This window comes from Sulfurovum sp., assembly GCF_049668085.1.
In the GTDB taxonomy this organism is placed as follows: domain Bacteria; phylum Campylobacterota; class Campylobacteria; order Campylobacterales; family Sulfurovaceae; genus Sulfurovum.
The window spans coordinates 1-21,200 of record NZ_JBATIY010000006.1; the positions used below are offsets into that span (position 1 = coordinate 1).

22 protein-coding genes are annotated in these 21,200 nt (G+C 36.5%); 21 read left to right on the plus strand and 1 reads right to left on the minus strand.

The annotated features are described in order from the left end of the window. The first annotated feature begins 285 nt into the window (after nt 1–285). The 18 genes from WBM70_RS00150 (at nt 286) to WBM70_RS00235 (ending at nt 17,691) form a co-directional block, all read left to right on the plus strand. Nucleotides 286–1,584 (plus strand): hypothetical protein, encoded by a 1,299-nt coding sequence (locus WBM70_RS00150; RefSeq protein WP_424556488.1) that lies wholly within the window; start codon nt 286–288, stop codon nt 1,582–1,584. A gap of 211 nt (nt 1,585–1,795) precedes the next feature. Beyond that, nucleotides 1,796–2,734 carry an ACP S-malonyltransferase gene (gene fabD, locus WBM70_RS00155; RefSeq protein ID WP_424556489.1) on the plus strand — a complete coding sequence of 313 codons (939 nt, stop codon included), beginning with the start codon at nt 1,796–1,798 and terminating at the stop codon, nt 2,732–2,734. Continuing rightward, complete coding sequence (locus WBM70_RS00160) at nt 2,734–3,429, plus strand: 5'-methylthioadenosine/adenosylhomocysteine nucleosidase (RefSeq protein ID WP_424556490.1); 696 nt, start codon at nt 2,734–2,736, stop codon at nt 3,427–3,429. The genes fabD and WBM70_RS00160 overlap by 1 nt, the downstream gene beginning before the upstream one ends. Beyond that, the gene (locus WBM70_RS00165) at nt 3,419–4,219 is read left to right on the plus strand and encodes a tRNA 2-thiocytidine biosynthesis TtcA family protein (RefSeq protein WP_424556491.1); all 801 of its coding nucleotides are present in this window, start codon (nt 3,419–3,421) and stop codon (nt 4,217–4,219) included. Before WBM70_RS00160 ends, WBM70_RS00165 begins: the two co-directional genes overlap by 11 nt. Before the next feature lie 10 nt (nt 4,220–4,229). Further along, complete coding sequence (locus tag WBM70_RS00170; RefSeq protein WP_424556492.1) at nt 4,230–4,613, plus strand: hypothetical protein; 384 nt, start codon at nt 4,230–4,232, stop codon at nt 4,611–4,613. Between the two features lie 17 nt (nt 4,614–4,630). Beyond that, complete coding sequence (locus WBM70_RS00175; RefSeq protein ID WP_424556493.1) at nt 4,631–5,584, plus strand: RluA family pseudouridine synthase; 954 nt, start codon at nt 4,631–4,633, stop codon at nt 5,582–5,584. Then, nucleotides 5,535–6,200 carry a hypothetical protein gene (locus WBM70_RS00180; RefSeq protein ID WP_424556494.1) on the plus strand — a complete coding sequence of 222 codons (666 nt, stop codon included), beginning with the start codon at nt 5,535–5,537 and terminating at the stop codon, nt 6,198–6,200. Before WBM70_RS00175 ends, WBM70_RS00180 begins: the two co-directional genes overlap by 50 nt. A 9-nt stretch (nt 6,201–6,209) precedes the next feature. Beyond that, nucleotides 6,210–7,394 (plus strand): tRNA (guanosine(46)-N7)-methyltransferase TrmB, encoded by a 1,185-nt coding sequence (gene trmB, locus WBM70_RS00185; protein ID WP_424556495.1) that lies wholly within the window; start codon nt 6,210–6,212, stop codon nt 7,392–7,394. Nucleotides 7,395–7,397: 3 nt separating this feature from the next. Then, nucleotides 7,398–8,072, plus strand: a complete 675-nt coding sequence (locus WBM70_RS00190) for a cell division ATP-binding protein FtsE (RefSeq protein WP_424556496.1) — start codon at nt 7,398–7,400, stop codon at nt 8,070–8,072. Between the two features lie 28 nt (nt 8,073–8,100). Continuing rightward, nucleotides 8,101–8,874, plus strand: a complete 774-nt coding sequence (locus WBM70_RS00195; RefSeq protein ID WP_424556497.1) for a cell division protein FtsX — start codon at nt 8,101–8,103, stop codon at nt 8,872–8,874. Beyond that, nucleotides 8,871–10,238, plus strand: coding sequence for a murein hydrolase activator EnvC family protein (locus WBM70_RS00200; protein ID WP_424556498.1), 1,368 nt, complete (start codon nt 8,871–8,873; stop codon nt 10,236–10,238). Before WBM70_RS00195 ends, WBM70_RS00200 begins: the two co-directional genes overlap by 4 nt. 69 nt (nt 10,239–10,307) lie before the next feature. Continuing rightward, entirely contained in the window at nt 10,308–11,015 is a 708-nt protein-coding gene (pyrH, locus tag WBM70_RS00205) for a UMP kinase (RefSeq protein WP_424556499.1), read from the plus strand. 25 nt (nt 11,016–11,040) lie between these two features. Then, nucleotides 11,041–11,247, plus strand: coding sequence for a DNA-directed RNA polymerase subunit omega (locus WBM70_RS00210; protein ID WP_424556500.1), 207 nt, complete (start codon nt 11,041–11,043; stop codon nt 11,245–11,247). Between the two features lie 6 nt (nt 11,248–11,253). Next, a complete protein-coding gene (locus tag WBM70_RS00215) occupies nt 11,254–13,407 on the plus strand; it encodes a RelA/SpoT family protein (RefSeq protein WP_424556501.1) in 2,154 nt (717 codons plus the stop codon). Nucleotides 13,408–13,423: 16 nt separating this feature from the next. Then, nucleotides 13,424–14,623 (plus strand): tyrosine--tRNA ligase, encoded by a 1,200-nt coding sequence (gene tyrS / locus WBM70_RS00220; protein WP_424556502.1) that lies wholly within the window; start codon nt 13,424–13,426, stop codon nt 14,621–14,623. Continuing rightward, entirely contained in the window at nt 14,623–15,732 is a 1,110-nt protein-coding gene (locus WBM70_RS00225; protein ID WP_424556503.1) for a nitronate monooxygenase, read from the plus strand. Before tyrS ends, WBM70_RS00225 begins: the two co-directional genes overlap by 1 nt. After that, nucleotides 15,716–16,885 carry an N-acetylmuramoyl-L-alanine amidase gene (locus WBM70_RS00230; protein ID WP_424556504.1) on the plus strand — a complete coding sequence of 390 codons (1,170 nt, stop codon included), beginning with the start codon at nt 15,716–15,718 and terminating at the stop codon, nt 16,883–16,885. The genes WBM70_RS00225 and WBM70_RS00230 overlap by 17 nt, the downstream gene beginning before the upstream one ends. 35 nt (nt 16,886–16,920) lie before the next feature. Beyond that, nucleotides 16,921–17,691, plus strand: a complete 771-nt coding sequence (locus WBM70_RS00235) for an N-acetylmuramoyl-L-alanine amidase family protein (RefSeq protein ID WP_424556505.1) — start codon at nt 16,921–16,923, stop codon at nt 17,689–17,691. Between the two features lie 54 nt (nt 17,692–17,745). Here the strand turns inward: WBM70_RS00235 and ppa are convergent, their stop codons facing one another. After that, a complete protein-coding gene (gene ppa / locus WBM70_RS00240) occupies nt 17,746–18,264 on the minus strand; it encodes an inorganic diphosphatase (RefSeq protein ID WP_424556506.1) in 519 nt (172 codons plus the stop codon). Nucleotides 18,265–18,376: 112 nt separating this feature from the next. Between ppa and WBM70_RS00245 the strand changes: the two genes are divergently transcribed. From WBM70_RS00245 to WBM70_RS00255, 3 genes are all read left to right on the plus strand, one after another. Beyond that, nucleotides 18,377–18,889, plus strand: coding sequence for a YtfJ family protein (locus WBM70_RS00245; protein WP_424556507.1), 513 nt, complete (start codon nt 18,377–18,379; stop codon nt 18,887–18,889). A 72-nt stretch (nt 18,890–18,961) separates the two neighbouring features. Continuing rightward, on the plus strand, nt 18,962–20,530 hold the full coding sequence (locus WBM70_RS00250) for a cache domain-containing protein (RefSeq protein ID WP_424556557.1): 1,569 nt from the start codon (nt 18,962–18,964) through the stop codon (nt 20,528–20,530). Next, nucleotides 20,531–21,193: a response regulator transcription factor gene (locus tag WBM70_RS00255; RefSeq protein WP_424556508.1), complete on the plus strand. Its 663-nt coding sequence runs from the start codon at nt 20,531–20,533 to the stop codon at nt 21,191–21,193. Nucleotides 21,194–21,200: the final 7 nt, after the last annotated feature.

Genomic DNA, 21,200 nt, shown 5'->3' on the forward strand with positions numbered 1-21,200 from the left:
AAATACGGTAGGAACTACCGAAATCAAAGCTTGTGGAGTGTCATAGAGTTTCTAACATCTGTTAGAAATCACGGCATGATGAAACAAGAAGCCCAATCTTCTTTAGAGATTGGGTAGTTCACCATATCCAACACTGGCAAGTAAAAAGTCTATTTTATAATATATATGCAATTAGTGTTTCTAGAGTTAAAAATTTATTATTTACTTCAAATATTTCCTGAAATAATGGGTATTTTATACGATATTTGGATATCATGTTTTTTTAAAGCTTAATGAAGGAATGGTATGAATAAGATAGAAAAAACTTTCGATATCAATATAATATTAATGACTCTGTTCTCCTCTTTAGAAGCGATAAGAGAAGAAAAAAATATTGAACTTATTTATGATATGGAAGCGACAATACCAAGAGAATTAAGGGGTGACCCTGCTGTATTGCAACATCTACTTACTCAAACGCTTAATTTTGTTTTCAAATATACAGATCAAAATGAGATCATATTGTCTCTTAGTGCTCCAGAAGATTTTGTATATGAAGAAGCAATATCCTTCAAAATAAAAAGTACAAATATTGCCAAAGAAAAAGTACTGGCTTTTTTAGAATCCAATTTAAGTAAAGATCTTGAGAAACTAGATGGAAAGATCATTTATGAGAAAGATGCTGATATCCATTTAGATATACCTTTTATGATCAATGAATTAGGGTATAGACGTCATTATAGATTACCAGACGTATCCATGTTGGGTAAAAAGGTATTATTGATCTGTGAGAGTCCAAAGGTCGCACAAAGTATCAAGAAAATGTTTAATTATTTTCTTTATGATGTAGATGTGGGACTTGAAGCATTTAAAGAACGTGGAAATGATCTGACACCCTATGATATATTGATCGTAGAAGATAAATTTAATACAGATGCACTTGAACATATGATTGCAAAAATACAGCAAAATATGGCTCTTAAATATGTGCTTTTGCAAGATGATCATCATGTCGAGACTAAAATAATAAGTGTCTCTACTCATTTGGTAAAACCCGTTACAGAAGAGAGTGTTTTTGAGTTGATTATAGCACTGTTCAAAAATGAAAGGGATCATGAAGAGATAAAAACAGAAGTAAAAGAGAATATTATTGATCTTGAAAAAATGCTCCAAGCACATAAGCATAATGAAAAACATGTAAATCCAAGCAGTAAATATGAAGAGAATCTTCAGAGTATGATCGAAAGGAAAAGAGGGCTTGACTTACCTGTATTAGATAAAAAGGCAGGTGAGGAAAACACCAAAAATATGGGTTTAAAATATGCAAATGAATTAAAAAACTTTTTAGATTCTTTTGAACGTTCAGATATCTATTTTAGACAAATTGTGAATGAAAAAGCAATTAATAAAATTAAAGAGTTTAGTGTAGATCTGGAAAAGCATGCAAAACTCATTGGGGCAGAGAGCATATTGAAATTAGCTGAAACGGTCAGTCTTATTTTTGTCTACAATAAACTCGATATGTTACCTATTTATCCTGGAAAATACCATATAGAACTACAAAAACTTATTACTGAAATAAAAAAAGAACTTAAAATTAAATAGTCTAAAAGACTAGACCTTATTCAGTTTTTTCTATACTGTGACTGGTACTGCACCCAAGTTATCATCTGTGGCAAGGTTATAAATCTATTCATAGACAGTACAAATATACTTTTGCTTATAATAATTCTCCTACTTGAATGCATTACTATGATATCATAATTTAAAGATGGTAAAATACATAAACAATTTTAATATATCATAAAGGACATGTATGTCAATCAAATGTGCATTTTTATTTCCAGGTCAGGGTTCTCAAGCTCAAGGAATGGGGCAAGATTTTTTTAATAATTCAGAAGTAGCAAAGCAGATGCTGATCGATGCGAGTGTACAAACGGGTATCGATTTCTCCCAGCTTCTTTTTGAAGAGAATCCACTACTGGGACAAACAGAGTATACACAACCGGCTATTTTGCTTGTAGGTGCTATGGCACATAGACTTTTTGTGGATGCAACAGGTATCAAGCCGGTACTTACTATGGGACATTCATTGGGTGAATTTACGGCACTTGTTGCTTCTGGAGCACTAGATGCGATCGATGCAGTAGGGCTGGTGAATCTTAGAGGTCAACTCATGGCAAAAGCATGTGAAGCGCAAGAGGTTGGTATGTTGGTAAGTCTAGGGCTAAGTGATGATGCAGTTGAAGAGGTATGTTCTGCACAACGTGAAGCTGGAAAGCAAGTATGGGCAGTAAACTATAATGCCGATGGACAAATTGTGATCGCAGGAATCAAAAAAGACCTTGAAGAGCTAGTAGGTGTACTTAAAGATGCAGGCGCAAAAAGAGCGATGTTGTTAGATATGTCAGTTGCTTCACACTGCCCACTTCTTGAGTCTGCTTCTGCACCACTTGAAGCGAAGTTAAAAGAGATATTAAAAGATGAATTTATTGCACCGGTTATTTCAAACGTGACTGCAAAACCATACAGTTCTAAAGAAGAAGCACTAGTACTTCTCCCACAACAGCTTATAAAACCTGTTCTTTACAAACACTCTATGGCAAATATAGATGATGAAGTAGATTGCTATATTGAGTTTGGCCATGGGAATGTGCTTAAAGGGCTGAACCGTAAAGCAACAAAAAAGCCACACTTTAACGTAAGTGATATGGCATCACTTGAAGCAACGATTGCCGCGATCAAGGAACTTTAATGTCTAAGATCGCCATCATGGGTGCGATGCCTGAAGAGATAGAGCCTATCATAAATAAACTTGATAATGTAGACATGACACTCTATGGAGCAAACAAGTATTATGAAGGTTCTTATCACGGGCAGGAGGTTGTTGTAGCGTATTCTAAAATAGGTAAAGTGTTCGCTACGTTAACTGCTACTGTACTCATTGAAAAGTTTGGTTGTGATAGATTACTCTTTTCTGGTGTGGCCGGTGCGATCAATGATGAATTGAATATCGGTGATCTCATTATTGCCAAGAGTCTTTGTCAACATGATCTGGATATCACTGCTTTTGGACATCCCTTTGGATATGTACCTGAAGGCGATGTGAGTATTGATACGGACCAAACTTTACGAAATATAGCTCAAGATGTTGCAAAACAAAAAGGGTTGACACTCAAAGAGGGGATCATTGCAACCGGAGATCAATTTGTAGCAAATGAAGAGCGCAAAAACTGGATAGGAACTACGTTTGGTGCAGATGCCTTAGAGATGGAAGGTGCTAGTGTAGCAGTGGTATGTAATGCTTTAAATGTACCTTTTTTCATTTTGCGTGCTATTTCTGACAGTGCGGACATGGATGCAAGTTTTAATTTCGATGAATTTCTGGAAAGTTCGGCGAAAATTTCTGCTGATTTCATCTTGAGTATGGTGGATGAACTTGGACGATAAGCAAAGACGTACTGCCTCTAAGAGTATCCCTATCAGCAAAAAGCTTCTCAAGTTGGCAGGTAAGACCAATGCGGAGTTTAAACTCATCGGTGAGGGTGATAAGGTACTTGTGGGTCTCAGCGGAGGGAAAGATTCTCTGGCCCTTGTGCATATCATGAAACATATACAAAGGCATGCACCATTTAATTTTGAATTTGAAGCGTGTACAGTCAAATATGGTATGCCAGATGAACATTATGAGTTTTTGAGCAAACATTGTGAAGAGTATGGTATTAAGCATACGGTTTTTGATACGAACATTTATGAGATCTCAAATGACACGATACGTGAAAACTCTTCATTCTGTTCCTACTTTTCACGTATGAGAAGAGGGGCACTCTACAGTTTTGCTGAGGAAGGCGGGTTTACTAAGGTGGCTTTGGGACATCACTTTGATGATACAGTTGAGAGCTTTTTTATGAACATGTTCTATAATGGTACGATGAGAGCTTTGGCACCTATCTATAAAACCAGTAGAGGTTTTCATTTGATACGTCCATTGATACAAGCCAGAGAGTCACAATTACGTGCCTTTGCTGAAGAGAATAATTTGCAGGTGATCGGTGATGAAGCCTGTCCTGCTATGCTAAAGAATGTGAAGATGCCTCATGCCAGAGCTTCTACTAAAGAGTGGTTGGCTGGACTTGAAAAAGAGAATAAGGACATTTTTAAAATGTTCAGGGCTTCATTTAAACATATTCATGATGATACGTTTCTTGATCCGAAGCGTTGGGATAGAGATGATATTTAAAGGAAATACTATGAAACTATTTTTACTTTTGACAATATTTTTTACAGGTGTGTTCGCAGAGGATGATGAGATAGATCTTTCAGATGTTGATAACAATATACACCCTTCGGAATTTACAGTAAAATTGATCAAGAACTGTGAGACACTTGTACTGAAAGAAGAACCTAACCGTAAAGCAAAAGAGATATATACGCGTGTTTGGATGGATGATTGTGTTCAAAATTATGGCTGCTTAAGAGAGGTCACGCAAAAAGAGCTTGAAGCTATGAATGAAAATGAAAGAGATTTTGCAGCCTGGAAATATCCAGTGTGGTGTAAAGTAAATGCGAAGGGTAAAGTAGGTTGGGCACGTAAACAATTTCTAGTAGACACACCCTGTAAAAAGCAAGACTAACTCTTTTTGAAAAAAATATGAATCAGTTTACAGCTATAGCATCTGGACGCATAGATAAGGTACTTGCAACCCAACTTGATGTGAGTCGTAACCAAGTTGAAAAGCTCGTCAAAGATGGGCATGTGAGTGTCAATGATAAAACGGTGCTAAAAAGTAGCTTTAAAGTTGTAGAAGGCGACAGGGTTTCTTATGCTTTTCAAGAAGCAGAAAAAAGAGTCGCTCCTCCGATAGACTTTGATGTTGAGATACTCTATGAAGATGAATATCTTTTGGTCGTGAATAAACCTTCGGGATTAGTGGTTCATCCTGCCCCTTCTGTGAAAGAACCTACATTAGTAGATTGGTTGATCCATAAAGGTATTTCTCTTTCAACGATTAGTGGAGAAGAGCGTTATGGTATCGTACATCGTATAGATAAAGAGACAACAGGCGCACTTGTGGTAGCAAAAGACAACAAAGTACATGAGGCACTGAGTCTGCAATTACAAGACAAGAGTATGGGACGCTACTATCTGGCACTGATCGATTGTCCATTAAAAGATGATACAGTAGTGGATAAACCGATAGGACGTAATCCTAACAATCGGCTAAAAATGGATGTTGTTCCAGATGGAAGAGCTGCCAAAACAGCTTTTGTGAAACTACTTACAAGTCAACATCGTGTTGAACTCATAGCAGCAAAATTGTTTACAGGAAGAACCCATCAGATACGTGTACATTTAAATACCCTTGGACGTCATATTTTAGGTGATGATTTATATGGCTTTAAGAGCAAAAGAGATAAAATCTCTCGAGTTAATCTGCATGCATATTTACTATATCTGGTCCATCCTGCAAGTGGCGAAAAAATGGAGTTTATAGCCCCGCTTTTTGATGATATGAAAATGTATATATCCAAGAATTTTGATCAAGGTGAAGTCGATGAAAAAATCAATCCTCATACTCTGGGTACTCTCTTTAATAATCTTTAACGGTTGTGGTGCTGTTAAAGGATTGATGACATACGGTACGGATCCTTCATTAAATACTGTTAGACAGGTGCATGCTTTGCCTAAGATAAACTCTATAGGCTTTGAATGGAAGAAGATAGAGGATCAACGTATACATGGAGTCAACATCTACAGAGGTGATGCTTCTCAAGATACAAAAAATTTTAAACGTATAGGTACTGTAGGCAATCGTTATGCAACACACTTTGTAGATACACATGTGAAGCCAGACAGAACGTATCGCTATACATTTAGTACTTTTGCTTTTGGGAAAGAGTCCAAACGCAGTGCACCACTTGAGGTGAGAACGCTGCCTTCGTTCTCAGCAGTCTCTTTTGTGAAAGCCTATAAAGTTGCACCCTCAGTCGTAAAACTTTTGTGGAAACCGCATGCAGATCCAAGTATCAATACCTATATCGTAGAGCGTTCGGTCAATGGGTCTGAATGGAAATTTGTATCACAAGTAGAAGGACAATTGATGGCTGAGTACATCGATACATTTGTAAGAAACGGAGATACCTATAGTTATAGGATCATTGCTCAAAGTTATGACAAGATACGTGCATATCCGAGTCATGTAACAAAAATCAGAATATAAGCAGGAACAATGCCACATTTAAAAGTTAAACCATTCGATACTTCTATCGTAGAACAGCAGTTATCAACAAGTGAAATGATGACTTTTTGCGCTCAAGCAATGAACCGAAATGACATGCTCATAGGTATTGAACATGGAGGAGAAGAATTTTTACTGCAGCTTAAACCAGAGGAGAAAGCCTATTTATTAAAGTATGACAAAGCAAGTAGACCTCTTCAAGTGAATATTCTTAAAGAGGCACTGCAACAAGTTTCGGAAGAGTTGAACCTGGAGATACTTTCTTCAAATATTGCCATATCACATACAAAAACACCACTCTCTTCAGAGTATTTTAAAAAGATAGAAGATTTTGAAAATATCACCTACCCTAAAGAGAAGATATCTGTTGAAGTAGGATTTGGCAGCGGACGACATTTGCTCTATCAGGCAAAGAAGAACCCAGATACACTTTATATAGGTTTGGAGATCCATACGCCATCTGCACAACAGGTGCTTAAACAGATAGAACTACAAGACTTGGATAATATTTGGGTCGTGAACTACGATGCTAGACTATTTTTGGAGATGTTACCTTCAAATGTATGTGAACAGATATTTGTACATTTCCCTGTGCCTTGGGACAAAAAACCTCACAGAAGGGTCATCAGTGCCAGTTTTTTAGATGAATCCATGAGGGTATTACGAAAAGGTGGACGTTTAGAATTGCGTACAGACAGTGATAAATACTTTTGGTATGCACTTGAAACGTTCTTTTCAGTTCCTAAAGTTGAAGTGGAAATACGTAAAAATGAAGCTTTAGAAGTGACTAGTAAGTATGAAGCAAGATGGCTTAGACAAGAAAAAGATATCTATGATGTGTATGTTAAATGTACAGAGGAATCAGCACCTCAAGAGATGACTATAGATTTTAATTTTAATGATGTAAAATATACCAAAGGTATAGAAGAGCGTTTACCTCCAAAAGCGTTGGTTTTTGAGGGATATTTTCTACACTTTGAGCGTGTCTATAAAATTTCTGAACAAAGTCTACTTATCAAATGTGCTTTTGGAAGTTTTGACAGACCAGAACATAAATATATTTTGTTAGAAGAAGAGAGCTGTCGGTATTTAGTCTCTGCCCCTGTGAAAACAACAGTCAACTTTCAGGCACATCAAAAATTAGCCGAGCAATTAATGCTCAATAAAGGAGAGTAGAATATGTCTAATGTGATTCACGCTTCACATCTTACCCTCACCTATGGTAATAGAGGAAAAGAGATCATTAAAGATGCTAATTTTACTATTAAAAAGGGTGAATTTGTGTTTATAACCGGACCTAGTGGTTCAGGTAAATCAACACTGCTAAAAGCACTTTATGGAAAGTTGAGACCAAGTGAAGGTAACCTTGTAGTAGGGGGACAGGATCTATCAAATATACGTCAGAACAAGCTGCAGGAACTGAGAACACATATGGGTATTATTTTTCAGGATTATAAACTTGTGAATGAATGGACAGTGAAAAAAAATGTGGTTTTGCCTTTAATGATAGCCGGATATCCAACTGAGATACAAGAAACGCAGGCACACAGACTTCTTAAACACGTTAAACTTGCAGAACATGCTGACAGATATCCTTTGGAACTGAGCGGGGGAGAGCAGCAGCGTGTAGGTGTTGCAAGAGCATTAGCAAAAAATCCAGTGGTGATCTTGGCAGATGAGCCTACAGGTAACCTTGATGACTATTCGTCAAATGTAATTTGGGACTTAATGGAAAATGCATGTCAGCAGCTTGATACAACGATCCTGGTCGTAACACATAAGATCCCTACGATCTTTTCGTTACCTTACAGACATTTTATTATAGAGAGCAAGGGTGTGTATGAAGTTCATTAAAAATCATCTTATGTTTATACTGCCACTTATGGCAATTTTATTAGGTATAGAGTTCTATCTAGTCTTTGAACGTACAACAAACACATATGAAAAAGGTCTCAAAGAGGGCTATTCTATGCTTGTAGTGACAAAAAAGCCTATGGAACTCTCTGCTTTTCAGGCACTTAATGAACATATTAGCAGTTCGGAAAAGATACAACGTGAGAGTATTGTTTCAGAGGTTACGAAAGGTATAAGTAAAAGTAGTAGTGAAGAGATATTGGAAGCATTGCCTTATTTTTATAATCTTGGATTAGATACTTATCTCCATACTACAGGATTGGAAACGATCAAACAAGATCTTAAAAGTGATACTAACATAAAAAAAGTTGAAACATTTGGCAGCACTTATCATTCAAGTTATAGACTTTTTTCTTTTATTAAATTTATCTTGAAAGTATTTATCGGTTTTATGGCAGTTGTGAGTCTCTTTTTGATCATCAAACAGATGGAGATCTGGAAATATGCACATAAAGAGCGTATGCAGGTCATGGAGATATTTGGTGCACCTTTAATGCTTAGATCCGGTGTACTCTTCAGGGTAGCATTTGTAGATGCTATTTTTTCTACGATCTTGGTTTCTGGAATATTCTTTTATATTAAACTCTATTGGGCAGCAGAAAGTGGTATAGATATCATGATGCAAAATCAAGAAGCACTTTTCAAGCTTAGTGATATAGGGATCTTATTGGGGTCTTCACTTCTGATCGTTATTGTCGCTGTGTATACCGTTGTCTTCAGCAGTAAGGGAGTACAGGAGTGAGATCCTTTATTCTTATCTGTTTCGTAGTTGTAGGGTTACTTTATGGTGCTTCAACCACTGCAAAGATAGCATCGTCCAAAAAAAACCTCTCTGCCACAGGAGTAGCTAAGAAAAAGGCAAGCAGACAGCTAAGTAAGATCGCGAAAGATATACAATCAGCAGAGAAAGATATTGTCTATCTTGATAAGAAGATGGCTGAACTTGAAGAGGATCAAGAAGAAAGAGAAAAACAGTATGCATCTTTACAAACTGAATTAAGTAAGTATGAACAAGATCTAACAGAGACAAGCCAGTTATTAGAAGAAAAACGCAAAGCTTTTATCTCTTTGCTTTCTGAACAGTTCTCTATCATATTTGCTATGGAACAGGCACATGAACCTACAAGAGAATCTATACTTATGCAAGAAGTTTATGTCGCATATAAAAACCATAACACCAGAATGTTATCCAGCTTAAGATTTGATATTGGGACATTGAAAAAACAGAAAGAAGATAAGGTTTATTTGCGAAACAAAACAAAAAATCAGATTGTTGCAATTGTCAAAAAAAGAGATGATTATGCTCAAAAAAAATCTAAAAAAGAGAAATTACGTAAAAAACTTGCTAAAGATGAAGAAAACTATAATAAAAAACTGGCAAAGATAGTCGATAAACAAAATTCTCTTCGTTCAACATTGGCAAACCTGAATATTTTACAGGCGAAAGAAGTAAAAAAGGCACGTAAGAGAGCTGAAGCTGAAAAAGAGGCTATGCGTCTTGAAAAAAAGAGACAAAGAGAGATACGTGAAGCCAAAGCATTGGCACAGTCGAAGGCTAGAAAAGCACAAGAGGCTTTGAAACAAGCTAAAACAGAAGCAGATAGAGCTAAAGCACGTTTGGCGGCGAAAGCGGCTGAAAAAGAGAAGAAAAAAGTCTATAAAGAGAGTGAAAAGGTTAGACAGGTTAACTCTTCGTATACACCGTCGAAAACGTATAAATATAGAGGTGGGAAAACGATATCTCCTCTACCTGGATCAAAACTTGTAAAGAAGTTTGGTACGTATATAGATCCTGTCTATAAGATCAAGATATTTAATGAATCTATCACATTACAGTCGCCTGTTACAAACTCAAAGGTGCAAAATATACTGAATGGGAAAGTGGTTTTTGCAGGAAAGAGTAGTATGTTAGGTAAAGTAGTAGTCGTTTCTCATAGTAAAAAGATACATACGGTGTATGCAGGACTCTCTAAAATTGCTCCTACTATCCATGTAGGTGCAAAGATACAAAAAGGATATGTGGTAGGAAAAGTGAATGAAAAGCTCATTTTCCAAGCAACAAAAGATTCCAAACATATCAACCCGTTGAAGCTTATTAAGATATAGCCAGTTAGAGTTTAAACGCCTCCTAAACCACATTAGGATATAATCGCGAAATTATATAAAGGTGCATCTGTGACTAAAAGAGTATTGGTGAAATTTTCTGGTGAAGCGCTGGCAGGTGAAGAAGGGTATGGTATTGATACTCAGATTCTTAACTTTATTGCAAATGAGATAAAAGAACTGGTAGATGCTGGTGTTGAAGTAGGTATCGTTGTGGGTGGCGGTAACATCATTCGTGGTGTGTCTGCTGCTGCTGATGGTATCATCAAAAGAACATCTGGTGACTACATGGGTATGCTTGCAACTGTGATCAACGGTGTGGCTATACAAGAAGCATTGGAGCATTGTGGACTTGAAGCTAGACTTCAATCTGCTATAGATATGCAAGAGATCGGTGAAGCCTTTATCGTACGTCGTGCCAGAAGACATTTGGAAAAAGGGCGTGTGGTTGTTTTTGCCGGAGGTACGGGTAACCCTTACTTTACAACAGATACAGCAGCAACGCTGAGAGCGTCTGAGATAGAAGCAGAACTTTTGATCAAAGCAACAAAAGTGGACGGTGTCTATGACAAAGATCCAAATAAATTTGAGGATGCAGTGAAACTCGATACGCTTACGTATGATCAGGCATTAACAGAGCATATCAAGGTGATGGATGACACATCTATTGCATTGGCCAAAGAGAATGGATTGCCTATAGTTGTATGTAACATGTTTGAAAAAGGTAATCTGCTTGCAATTATCAAAGGTGATATGAGCCTTTGTTCAGTTGTAAAATAGAGAATGAAATAATAAAGGAATAGATATGAGAACAGAACAATTAACAGCAGAAGCACTAGAAAGAGTAGACTACGATAAATACCTGCTTGCAAATGCAGTAGGAAAAAGAGCTGAAGCTATTGCCAGAGGTGCTGAAATACTTTTAGATATAGATACAACAGGTATGAAATATTCAGATATCGCACTTCAAGAAATTGCTGAAGGTAAAATTACAGTAAGTTTAGAAGGCTAAACGCTTTTGGATGCTTTTTTAGATAAAGCTAAAAATATATATACAATAGAAGAGGCAAGTGCCCTTCTCTGGGAAGAACTCCCATCCCCTCTACCTGCAACAACCAAAGCACTTGAACTTTCACTTGAAGCACATAAAGGACAAACGCGTAAAAGCGGTGAGCCTTATATTGTACATCCCATATTGGTAGCAGCGATCACGGCAAAGGTCTCTAATGATGAAATGATGGTACAAGCTGCTCTTTTACATGATGTAGTAGAAGACACAGATTATACTATCGAAGAGTTAGAACATGAATTCGGGTATGATGTTGCACATATGGTTGAAGGCCTCACCAAGATCGTTGAGATCCGTGATGAAGAGTTGGTCCCTTCAGGTTCAGATGAAAGGCTTATAAACTCTGCACTGACATTTCGAAAAATGCTTATCGCTTCTATTAAGGATGTGCGTGTATTGGTGATCAAGCTTTGTGACAGACTGCATAACATGCTGACTCTAGATGCGCTGAGTTCTGAAAAACAGAAACGTATTTCTGAAGAGACTATTGTCGTGTATGCACCTATCGCACATAGACTAGGTATCTCCAAACTTAAGAACCATTTAGAAGATCTGAGTTTCCGTTATATTTATCCCGAAGATTACAAACAAATAGATACTTATATCAAATCAAACGCACAAAATCTAAAGATCAAACTCAACACTTTTATACAAAATGTAAAAGAGATGATGGATAAAGACGGTTTCAAGGAAGATGATTTTGAAATTATCGGGAGGGTGAAGCATTATTATTCTATCTACCTTAAGATGCATCGTAAAGGTGTGAGTATAGAAGAGGTACTTGATCTGCTTGCAATTCGTATTATCGTTAAAGATCCGATAGACTGCTACAGAGTTTTGGGACTCATGCACCTTCGGTTTACACCTCTTATATCCAGGTTCAAGGATTATATAGCCGTACCTAAAGAAAATGGATATAAAACCATACATACTACATTGTTTGATGAAGAGGGCATTGTTGAAGCACAGATTCGAACTGAAGAGATGCATCGACTTGCTGAGTACGGTGTTGCCGCACACTGGAAATATAAAGGTGGAGACAATAGCGTAAACCTGGAATGGCTAGAGAGTTTACATTATCAGAATGAATCGATAGAAGAGTTCTATGAATTGGCAAAATCAGATCTTTTTTCTGAAGATATTACGGTATTTTCACCTAAAGGTGATTATTATACCTTACCTAAAGGCTCAGTTGCACTTGATTTTGCTTATGCTATCCACTCGGAAGTAGGGATCAATGCGACAGAAGCATTGGTAAATAAGCAGAAAGCATCGCTTTTGACCATTTTGAAAAATGGGGATATTGTGAATATTCTCAAAGATAATAAACCCCATCTTCACTGTTCATGGATTGATACTGTGAAAACATCAAAAGCCAAAGAAGGTATCAGAAGTTCTTGTAGAGCAAGGATAAAAGAGTCAGATACCTTAAGCGCATACAATATTTTGGGTACATTATTTTCTCAAGAGAGTACAGCAATGAAAGATCTTATGGAGCAAATGGACCATAATGATTCTGTCTATAAATTACCAGTCCAGCTTGATTATTATAAAGAGACTATACATAAAGTAGCAGATTATATGGGGACAAAAGAAGTACGCTTTTGGGAATTGCTTAAAAAAGGGTATAAAAAACCATATATTAAAGAGCTGGAACACTTTAGGTTCTTCACGAACAAGCCAATAGACGGGGTAGAGTTTGATTATTGCTGTCATCCTAAAGTTGGTGACCAGATCGTTGCGTTTTATAAGGGTAGTAAAGCTATTATACACCATAAATTATGCAAGAAAGCCTATACTAGAATTTTAGAAGGTCAAGAGATGATCTATGTGAGTTGGACCGGTTCTAAACTCTCTAGATATAGACTTACCATAAGCCTTCAAAATCAAAAAGGTATTTTGGCAGATCTACTGGCAAAACTCTCGACGCTTAATCTCAATATCCTTAGTATTGAATTGGGTATTAGAAATTCGGAGCAGGCAGAATTTTGTCAAATAGAAGTAGAGAGTAATGAGTCTAAGAAACAAGAGCTTGCAGAAAAAATTTCACAAACGTTTAAACTCATAGAAATTATAAGTTTAGATGATGCATATAACAAATAAATAGAGGAAACTGAGTATGGTAGAAAAAGCACTGGAAGAGATAAGCAGAGGTACTGCAGAAGTCATAGATATGGAACGTATAGAAAAGTTGGTTTCAAAATATTATGATGATGGCAGTACGTATACAGTCAAGGCCGGATTTGATCCTACCGGAGCAGACCTTCACCTTGGGCATACTGTACTTCTTCAAAAGCTTAGAGCATTTCAAAATCATGGAGGAAGAGTACAACTTCTCATTGGTGATTTTACTGCAACCATAGGAGACCCTACAGGTAAAAGTGAAACAAGAAAAGTACTTGATAATGATACCATCATGACAAATGCAAAAACGTATCAAGAGCAGGTGTTTAACATTCTTGATGAAAGTAAGACAGAAGTCGTATTTAACTCAACTTGGCTGAATGAATTGGGTGCTGCAGGGATGGTTGCACTAACAACGACTTTTAATGTAGCACGTATGTTGGAACGTGATGACTTTGAAAAACGTTATAAAAGCGGACAGAGTATTTCTATCTCAGAATTTTTATACCCTTTACTTCAAGGGTATGATTCTGTAGAACTTAAAAGTGATATTGAGATCGGTGGTACAGATCAGAAATTTAACCTTTTGATGGGAAGACACCTTCAGCGTGTCTACAATACAGGTAAAGAACAAGCAGTGCTTATGATGCCAATCTTAGAGGGACTTGATGGTGTTCAGAAGATGAGTAAGTCATTGAATAATTACATTGGAATTACGGAAGACCCTAAAGATATTTATGCCAAAACACTTTCGGTTTCAGATGAATTAATGTGGCGTTATTATGAACTTTTGAGTGAGACGTCACTTGAAGATATCGCTACAATGAAAGAGGATGTACAAAAAGGCACACTTCACCCTAAAATAGTCAAAGAAAACTTGGCGCTTGAACTTGTTACAAGGTTTTATAATGAAGAGTTGGCTACACTAGCTAAAGAAGAGTTTGATAAGGTTTTTAAATCAAACAAACTTCCAACAGATATGAATGAAGTTGAAGTTGAAGAGGGTATTTGGATATGTAAGGCATTAGTGGATGCCGGTATTGAGCCTTCTACTTCTCAAGCAAGAAGAGATATTAAACAAAATGCGGTGAGTGTAGATCAGGAAAAGATCTCTGATGAAAAGTTAAATCTTACAGCGGGTGAGTATATCTTGCAAGTAGGAAAAAGAAAATTTGCAAAAGTGAAGGTGAAGTAGTGGCATTTAAATCTTTAAAAATTGGGAAATATACCATTGAAAAACCTATTTTTCAAGGTGGTATGGGTGTTGGTATATCATGGGATCAGCTAGCTGGTAACGTCTCAAAAGAAGGTGGACTTGGTGTCATTTCTGCAGTGGGAACAGGTGTCTATAAAAACAGAAAATACCTTCATAACAATGAAATGGTAGGTAAAGAGCACAGACCACTTGACGCGATCAACTTTTACTCTTATCAGGCACTTGAAAAGATATTTGACAATGCAAGAGCTATTTGTGGTGACAAACCTTTAGCAGCGAATGTACTTTATGCACAGAGTGAATACAATCGTGTCGTAGAGGATGCATGTAAGGCTGGAGCAAATATTATCATTACAGGTGCGGGATTGCCACTTACTATGCCTGAAGCAACGAAGAACTATCCTGATGTAGCCTTGGTCCCAATTGTCTCTACTGCCAAAGCATTACGTATTTTATGTCGTCGTTGGAAAAAAACACATGATAGACTTCCTGATGCGGTTATCGTTGAAGGACCGCTTAGCGGCGGACACCAGGGCTTTAAGTATGAAGAGTGTTTTATGCCTGAAAATCAGTTAGAAGAAATCCTCCCTCCTGTAGTTGAGGAAGCTAAAAACTGGGGCTCTATGCCCATTATCGCTGCTGGTGGTGTATGGGATCATGATGATATCGTCAAGATGATGGAACTTGGTGCAGATGGAGTACAAATGGGTACACGTTTCATCGGTACAGTAGAGTGTGATGCCAGTCAAGTGATGAAAGATATTATTATTGAAGCGGAAGAGGATGACATAAAACTCTTTAAGTCACCTGTAGGTTACCCTGCGCGTGGTGTAAAAACACAGCTTCATACAGATATTGAAAAAGGAACTGCACCAAAAGTTGCCTGTATATCTAACTGTGTTGCACCATGTCATCGTGGTGAAGAAGCGAAGATAGTAGGTTACTGTATTGCAGATAGACTTACTGATGCGTATGATGGTATCAAAGAGAGTGGACTTTTCTTTACCGGAGCAAATGGGTATCGTCTTCAAGAGATCATTACAGTGAAAGAACTTATGAACAAACTGATGAATGGTGAAGACAGCTAAAACCATGCTAAAATTCAGTAGGATCTTTCTTTTAGTCATACTACTGAATACACTGCTTTTCCCCGACTCCAATACACTTAAAAAAGCCATAGTAGAAAAAGGAGAGCTTCGTCTTTTCTTTTCTAAATCATTAAGTAAGAAGAGTGTTAAACATTTTACACTTAAAAATCCTCATCGAGAAATTTATGACTTTAAAAATACACGTATAGCACATAGCCGTGTACCATTGGGTCTAGGTTCAAATGTCCGTCTTGCTCAAAACAATACCAATACGGTTCGAGTAGTGATCACTGGTTATAAATATTCTAAACCTATTGCATACCAACCACTTTTTTCAAATGATCATTATCATATTTCATTACCTAAAAATGGTAGTACATTGCCTGCAAAACGGTATAAAACAACTAAAACAAAACCTAAGAAAACGATAAAAAAGTCGAAATCAAAAAACACAAAGAGTGATAAACTTATTGTCATAGATGCAGGACATGGTGGTCATGATACTGGTGCGATAGGAGGAGGAAAGAGAGAGAAGGATCTTGTGCTTCAGATATCAAAAAGACTCGAGAAACAGCTTAAAAAGCATGGATATCGAGTCGCCATGACACGCAAGAAAGACCGTTTTTTAAAACTTCCGCAACGTACGAAAATTGCTGATAAGAAAAATGCCGCTGTGTTCATCTCTATTCATGCTAACTCTGTACCTAAAAGCAAACGTAATAAAATACAGGGTGTTGAAACATTTTTCTTGCAAAAAACAAGAGATGCAAGATCTCAACGTATTGCAGAAAGAGAGAATAAATCAGTTTTGAAGGGTACTACCAAATTAAGTCGTAGTGTGATATTGGACTCTGTACTTTCTGGACCGAAGATCGTTCAGTCAAATAAACTTGCTATTGATGTACAACGAAGGATCATCACAAATTTACATACAAGGTATCAAAACGTGAAAGATGGTGGTGTGAGACATGCTCCATTTTGGGTGCTCGTAGGAGCAAGCAGACCTTCAATACTCGTTGAAGTAGGGTATATTTCTCATCCTACTGAGCGTAAAAGACTTTTTATGCCGCGTTATCAGGAACTCATCGCTAAAGGTATTGCTGAAGGTGTAGATATCTATTTAAAGAATAGAGAAAAAGAAATTGATATTTAATGAAATGATATATGTATTTTAAACAGGATAAAAAAATGAAAAAATTTATAGTTGGACTTAGTGCACTCTTTGTAATATTGGGTTGTGGTGGTCCAAGTGTTGACAGGTCAGACAGTTTAGTGGTGATAGATGCCGGACATGGTGGACATGATTCTGGAGCAACATGTGCCGGTAAACAGGAAAAAGATATTGTATTGGGTATTACTAAGAGACTTTATAAAGAGTTTAAGAGCGAAGGTTACAAAGTATATATGACTAGAAACAAAGATAGATTTTTGACACTTGGTCAACGTACGAGACTTGCAGATAAGAAAGATGCAGCGGTTTTCATCTCTATACATGCCAATGCTATTGCTAATAAGAGTCGCTTTGATGTAGTTGAGGGTGTTGAAACGTACTATTTGCAAAAAACAAGAGATGCAAAGTCGCAACGTATCGCGGCTAGAGAAAATGCATCCGTACTTATGGGGACAGATAAGTTAAGCCAAGATGTTATTATAGATGCAGTATTGAATGGTCCTAAGATAGTACAGTCACATAAACTTGCCATCGATGTACAACAGAACATCATGCAAAATCTAAATGATGATTATGATGATGTTAAAGATGGTGGAGTAAGGCCAGCGCCATTTTATGTACTTGTGGGTGCAAGCCGGCCTTCTATACTTGTAGAAGTCGGGTATATTACAAATCCTAAAGAGCGTAAAAGACTTTTTACATCAAACTATCAAGAAGAGATCGCAGAGGGTATTGTTGAAGGTGTGAACAGGTACCTGGATAATAGAAAAAGAGAAGTTGGGTTTTAAATAACGTTAAAAAGAAGGAACCCTCAAAGCGTTTGAGGGCAGTGAGGTCAAAAACTACTTGTAGTTTTTGATCGCTTTTTCCAAGATCGCTGTTGCAGCTGCTTTATCTTGGAATCCTGCTACTTTTACCCACTTGTTAGGCTCAAGCATTTTGTACGTTTCAAAGAAATTCTTGATACGGTTAAGTGTATGCTCTGGAACATCACCAAGGTCTTTGATATCCTTGTATGTTGGATCTATTTTTTCAGTTGGTACAGCAATAAGTTTTTCATCTCCACCACTTTCATCTTCAGTCATAAGTACACCTACAAGTCTACATTTGATGTATGAACCTGCTTGAAGCGGGTAGTCACAAAGTACAAGGATGTCAGCCGGATCACCATCATCTGATAATGTGTTTGCTACAAAACCGTAGTTTGCCGGGTAATGCATAGCAGAATAAAGTACTCTATCTACTTCAACAGCACCTGAATCTTTATCTATTTCATATTTGATAGCTGAATTAAGTGGTACTTCAATAATTGCTTTTACAGCATCTGGGTTTTCACCCGATCCGATTTTAGTAATGTCCATTTGAATATCTCCATTAGGTTAGATTTTGGAGATTCTATCATAAATATTATAAATAGTTTATCTAATCATGGTATTATCCTAATATAATAAAATTTAATATACAGGATCTTGTGTGAAAAAAATAGTTTTATCGTTCTTTTTATTGTTAGAAAGCAGTATGGCAATTGAATTGGGTAAAGTACCTATTACTGTGACCATAGATGGGAAAAATGGTGGAAAAATCGATGGTTCAGGATGGGAATCTTCAATGCTTAAAGGTAAAATACATACACTTTTTTACGTAGATCCAGATAAGAGAGATTTGAATAATCCTTTAGCCGATGCGCTAAAAGCAAAAAAATTTGATAGGAAAAAGGTGAATTCTGTTGCCATTATCAATCTTGCGGCTACATGGTTGCCTAATGTGTTCATTGAATCCAAACTCAAAGAGAAGCAAAAAAAATTCCCGCATACGATCTATGTAAAAGATAAAAAGAAGGTTTTAGTCAAGCAGTGGAACCTTGAAGATGATAATTCTGATATTCTTATTTTTGATCAAGAAGGAAAACTGATATATAAAAAGTTTGGAAAAGTCTCTGATGAAGAGATAAAAGATGTGATTGTTTTGATAGAAAAAAATCTTTAGCCTTTTAATATTAGGGAGCCTATTATCAATTTTTTAAAAAATAAAACGATTGCAAGTATACATGTGGTTGCAATGGTTATCATGTTCATTGTCATTATAGTCTTTTCAACGATTGTTGCCTATAAAGAGTATGAAAACTTTGAAGTTGAAGCTGCAACTACCCAATCTACGTTTATTCAAAAACAAAAGGCTACCATTGTTTTTGACACGATGCGTGTACTAGAATTTATCAGTAGCACATATGAAGATAATATTAAACTAGAAGATGAAGTAGTTTTAAAGAAACAAATACTTCATGCCATAGAACAACTTTACGGACGACAAGATGGTACAGGGTATATATTTGTTTATGATTTTAATGGAGTTGTACTATCTGATCCTATACAAAGACAAAATATAGGTACGAATCTTTATGATACAAAAGATGCCAATGGAGTGATGGTGATCAAAGACCTTATAGATATTTCACGACAAAAAGAAGGAGGCTTTGTTGAGTATCAGTGGTTAAAACCTACTTCAGGTTCCTTAAGTCCCAAGATATCTTATGCAAAGTCATTTGAACCTTGGGGATGGATGGTTGGAACGGGTGTGTATCTGGATGAGGTAGAAAAGCATCTTCAAATTGAAGGAGATATACTCAAAAACAGACTTAACCAGTATTTTTTAAAAATGGTGTTTCTTCTGGGAATCTTATTTGTAGTGGGTATTGTAGGTATCATCATTACAAACCGCATACTTAAAAAAGAGATATCTTCATTCAGCGATTACTTTAAAGAAGCTTCATCTACCTATGCTATGATAGATGAAGAAAATATACGTCTTTCTGAGTTTCAAAAAATGGTACCTTACATCAATGCTATGATCTCTGTGATCCATCAAAGAAAAGAGAAACTCAAAGAGATGAATCTTACACTTGAGTCTAAGGTTGAGCAAAAAACAAAAGATCTGAGTGAACAAAATATTTTGCTGGAAAAGGAAAAAGATTTTAATGCGTCACTTGTGGAGGCCCAAGACAGCTTCATTAAACATTCCATACATGAGATCAATACTCCTTTAGCAGTGATCATGACCCATATTGACCTGTTTAAAATGAAAGAAGGTGACAATAAGTATCTGACTAAAATCGAAGCAGCCAGCAAGATCATCTCGAACATCTATGAGGATTTGAGTTATATGGTGAAAAAAAATCGTTTTGTGTATACAAAAAAGTATTTTAATATGTCTGCTTTTCTTGAAGAGAGGATTGACTTTTTTTCTGAAATTGCATGGGGTAATAAACACGATATTATTCCACAGATAGAAAATGATATACGGATCTATTTTAGTCCAGAAGAATTACAACGAATAGTAGATAACAATTTATCTAATGCCATTAAATATGCCAATAGAGGTACAGATGTGAAAGTGGTACTTAAAGAGAGAAAAGAAGAGATCATTTTACAGTTTGTAGGCACTTCACCTATAATAGAAGATACAGAGCGGATCTTTAAAGCTTTTGAACGTGAAAATAATGTGAGGGGTGGATTTGGATTGGGACTGGAGATCGTTTATGCTATTTGTCAAAAAGAAAACGTTAAAATAGAGGTACAATCTGATGAGAACTTAACACTGTTTTCCTATAGGTTTAAAAAAGGGGAGTAGATGAAAGTATTATTACTTGAAGATGAATTGATGCTCCAGAGTGCCATACAAGAATATTTAACAGATACAGGGTATGAAGTAACAGCATTTGAAGATGGGCAAGAAGCGTATAATAATATATTCAAAAATACGTATGATCTTTTTATCTTTGATATCAATACCCCAAGTATGGATGGACTCTCCTTACTGGATAAATTGCAAAAAGAGAGAATATTTGTTCCTACGATCTTCATCTCTGCTATCACAGAGATAGAACAGATAAGTCAAGCATACGCACTGGGATGTTATGACTACCTGAAAAAACCTTTTCACCTTAAAGAGTTGGGTTTGCATATTGAAAGATTGTTAAAAATTGCAGATATAAGAGCAAAAACTTTTGTAAAGATCTCAAGGATGTATTGCTATGATGCGGAAAATCAATGTTTGCTTTTTGATGGAGAAGAGCAGCAGTTGACCCATAAACAAGCACAGATCATGGATCTGTTTGCAAAGAACATCAACAAAGTGGTTGATTTTGAAATGCTTAGACACTATGCCTGGGATGACAGTCCTGTAGACAATGCTATTATCAGAGCAGAGATACATAGAGTACGTCAAGTACTAAAAGAAGATTTGATTACAACACTAAAGGGTGTAGGATATACACTTTCTAAACAAATTTGATCTTTTT